The sequence below is a fragment of the Streptomyces thermovulgaris genome, assembly GCF_002155915.1.
Lineage (GTDB): Bacteria > Actinomycetota > Actinomycetes > Streptomycetales > Streptomycetaceae > Streptomyces > Streptomyces thermovulgaris.
The window spans coordinates 1-3,911 of the sequence record NZ_MUME01000314.1; the positions used below are offsets into that span (position 1 = coordinate 1).

Consider the following 3,911-nt stretch of genomic DNA (forward strand, 5'->3'; position numbering starts at 1 on the left):
TTCCAACGGCAGCACTACTGGCTGGAGCCCGCCCGCGGCGGCAAGGGCGACGTCCGGCAGTCCGGTCTCGTACCGGCGGAACACCCCTGGCTGTCGGCGGTGCTGGCACTCGCCGGCGGAGAAGGCCACCTGCTGACCGGTCGGCTGTCGCTGACCGAGCACCCGTGGCTGCGCGACCACGCCGTCCTCGGATCCGTGCTCGTCCCCGGCACCGGTCTGCTCGGCGTGGCACTCGCCGCCGCGCGCGCCGTCGGCGCGGCACGCGTCGGTGAACTCACCCTCGCCCAGCCGCTCGTGCTCACCGAGGACACCCCCCTGCGGATCCAGGTGAAGGTCGGTGCGTCCGACGACGGCCACCGGCCGATCGGGATCTACAGCCAGCCGGAGACGACCGCGGACCCGGACTCCTGGACGGTGCACGCGACCGGTCACCTGGCCGACGACGAACAGGACGTCCGCCCCGACGGGCTCGCCGAGCTCCGGAACTGGCCGGTGTCCGGCGCCGAACCGCTGTCGCTCGACGGCTTCTACGACACCCTGGCCGGCCAGGGCCTCGAGTACGGCCCCGTCTTCCGCAGCCTCACCGGTCTCGCACGCCGCGGCAACGTCGCCTACGGACGTGTGGTGCTGCCCGAGGCCGAGCACGATTCCGCCGACGCCTTCGGGATCCACCCGGCGCTGCTGGACGCGGCCCTGCACGCACTGGCCGGCGTGGACACCGGCGAACGGCCCGAGGGCACGGTGCTGCTCCCGTTCGCCTGGACGGACGTCTCCCTGCACGCGACAGGCAGCACCGAGCTGCGCGTCCGTGTCGAGGTCCAGGACACGGGGGCGGGCGGCTCGGGCGGCCGCACCGTCACGGTGCTCGCCACCGATCCGGCCGGTGAGCCGGTGATCCACGCGGCCGGGCTGGAGATCCAGCAGGCGGACGCGGCGCAGCTGCGCGTCGCCGGACCGTCCGCCACCGACCACCTGTACCGCGTCGACTTCCAGCCCGTGGACCTGCCCGAGGCCCCCGCGGCCGCGGACGGCACCGTGGTGCTCGGCGACGGGGACACGGTGGCGCGGCTCCTGGACGCCCCCCGGTTCGCCGACCTCGACGCACTCCTGGCCGGCGGGAACCGTCCGCGCCGGATCGTTGTCGACGCGACCGGCACCTCCGCCTCCGCCGAGCAGGAGCCCGGTACGGCGGCGCGGGCCGGCACACTCGACGCACTCCCGGTGCTCCAGCGGCTGCTGTCCGAGGAGAGTCTGGCGGACACCGAGCTGGTCTGGGTGACCCGGGACGCGGTCGCCGCCCGGCCCGAGGACGCCGTCGGCGCGCTCGCCGGCGCCCCGCTGTGGGGACTGATCCGGTCGGTGCGGGGCGAGTGCCCGGACCGCGTCCTGCGCCTGGTCGACCTCGACGGCACCGGGGCGGAGCCCGGCCCGCTGGCCGAGGCGCTCGCACTCACGGACGAGCCGGAGCTGGCCCTGCGGGGCACGACCGGCTACGCCCCGCGCCTCGTGCGCACGACGGGGCGGACGGCGAAGAGCGGCGGCACCCTCACTCCGCCCGCCGGGGACGGGCCCTGGCAACTCGACATCCGCGAGAAGGGCAGCATCGACAGCCTCGAACTGGTCCCGGTGGACCTCTCCGGGCCGCTCGGCGACCACGAGGTGCGGATCGAGGTCCGGGCCGCCGGCATGAACTTCCGTGACGTGCTCAACGCCCTGGGCATGGTCGCCACACCCAAGCTGGGCCTGGAGTTCGCCGGCGTGGTGCTGGAGACGGGACCGGCGGTGACGCATCTGCGGCCCGGCGACCGGGCCATGGGCCTGGCGTTCGGCGCCTTCGGCACCGAGGTGCGCGGCGACGGGCACCTGATGGCGAAGCTGCCCGACGCGCTGACCTTCGAGCAGGGCGCGACGATCCCGCTCGCCTTCCTCACCGCCCACTACGCGCTCACCGAGCTGGGCCGCCTCCAGGCCGGTGAGAAGGTGCTGGTCCATGCCGCGGCCGGCGGTGTGGGCATGGCCGCCGTGCAGCTCGCGCACCACCTGGGCGCGGAGGTGTACGGCACGGCCAGCCCCGCCAAGTGGCCGGCCCTGCGCAAGCTGCGGCTGCCGGACGACAGGATCGCCTCCTCGCGCGACACGGAGTTCGAGCAGCGGTGGCTGGCCGCCACCGGCGGGCAGGGCGTGGACGTCGTCCTCAACTCGCTGGCCGGGGAGTTCACGGACGCCTCGCTGCGGCTGCTGCCGCGCGGCGGCCGGTTCCTGGAGATGGGCAAGACCGACGTCCGTGACCCGCAGGAGGTCGCCGAGGCGCATCCGGGCGTGGTGTACAGCGCCTTCGACCTGATGTCGCTGGAGCCGGGCCACCTGCACCGGATGCTCACCGAGCTGTCCGGCCTCCTCGACCGGGGCGTCATCGAACCGCTGCCGTACCTGTCGTACGACGTACGGGAGGCACCCGGCGCGTTCCGCCACATGGCGCAGGGACGACACACCGGCAAGATCGTGCTCACCGTGCCGCGTGCCCTCGACCCGCACGGCACCGTGCTGATCACCGGCGGCACCGGCGAGCTCGGCCGGCGGACCGCCCGCCACCTGGTGCGCACCCACGGCGTCCGGCACCTGGTGCTGACGTCCCGCCAGGGGCCGGAAGCTCCCGGTGCCGCGGAGCTGTCCGAGGAGCTCCGGGAGGCGGGCGCCGCGTCCGTACGCCTCCTGGCCTGCGACGTGACGGACCGCGGGCAGCTCGCGGCGGCCGTCGCCGAGGCCGGGCGCGAGCACCCGCTGACCGGTGTGGTGCACCTGGCGGCCGTGATCGACGACGGAGTCGTGGGCAACCAGACCCCGGAGCGGTTCGAACGGGTCCTCGCCCCGAAGCTGACCGGCGCCTGGCACCTGCACGAACTCACCCGGGACCTCGGCCTCGCCGCCTTCGTGCTCTTCTCGTCCGTGGCGGGCACCCTCGGCTCGCCCGGCCAGGGCAACTACGGCGCCGCCAACGCCTTCCTCGACGCCCTCGCCGTCCACCGACGCCGCCGCGGACTGGCCGGAACCAGCCTCGCCTGGGGCCTGTGGGCGCAGGACGGGGCCGGGATGACGGCACGGCTCGGCGACACCGAGCTGGCCCGGATGCGCCGCCAGGGCGCCCTGGCGATGACCGCGGCGGAGGGGCTGGGACTGCTGGACGCGGCGCTCGGCCGGCCCGAGGCCCACCTGGTGCCGGTCAAGCTCGACCTCGCCCGCCTCCAGGGGGCCGGGGAGGACCGGCTGCCCGCCCTGCTGCGGCTGCTGGTGCGGCCGAAGCCGAAGCGGGCCGGCCGGTCGGAGGGGCAGTCCTCCGCGTTCCGGGAGCGGCTGGCCGGGCTGCCCGAGGAGGAGCGGGCCGCCGCGCTGCGCACATTCGTCCAGCAGGAGGTCTCCGCGGTGCTCGGCCTGTCCGGCTCCGGCACGGTGCCGCTGGACAAGCCGATGCGGGAGTTCGGCTGGGACTCGCTGATGGCGGTGGAGCTGAAGAACCGCATCGCGAAGTACACGCGGATCGCCGTGCCGAGCACGCTGGCGTTCGACTACCCGACGCCGCGGGCGATCGCCGAATTCCTGCACGAGCGGCTCTCCTTCGACGAGCCGGCGGCCGACGACGCGCCCCCCGAGGACCCGGTGCGGGCCGCGCAGTGGGCACTGGCCCGCATCGGCACCGAGCAGCTTCGCCGCAGCGGGCTGCTGGACCGGCTCCTGGAGCTCGCACGGCCCGATGCGGCACGGCCGGCGGACGACGCGCCCAAGGACGCGCTGCAGGCCGCCGAGAACCTGACGGACGAGGAGATGGACAGGACCCTGGACGCGGTTCTCGGCACCCTGTGACCCTCCGGAGGCGGCCGGGCCCGGACCGGGCACCGGAGGGTCACAGGGTGCCG

1 protein-coding gene is annotated in these 3,911 nt (G+C 75.1%); it reads left to right on the forward strand.

Annotated features, from left to right (window positions below):
• The coding region (locus CCN35_RS22105) for an SDR family NAD(P)-dependent oxidoreductase (protein ID WP_143631751.1) at positions 1 to 3,858 on the forward strand (3,858 nt) is incomplete at its 5' end.
• Positions 3,859 to 3,911: the final 53 nt, after the last annotated feature.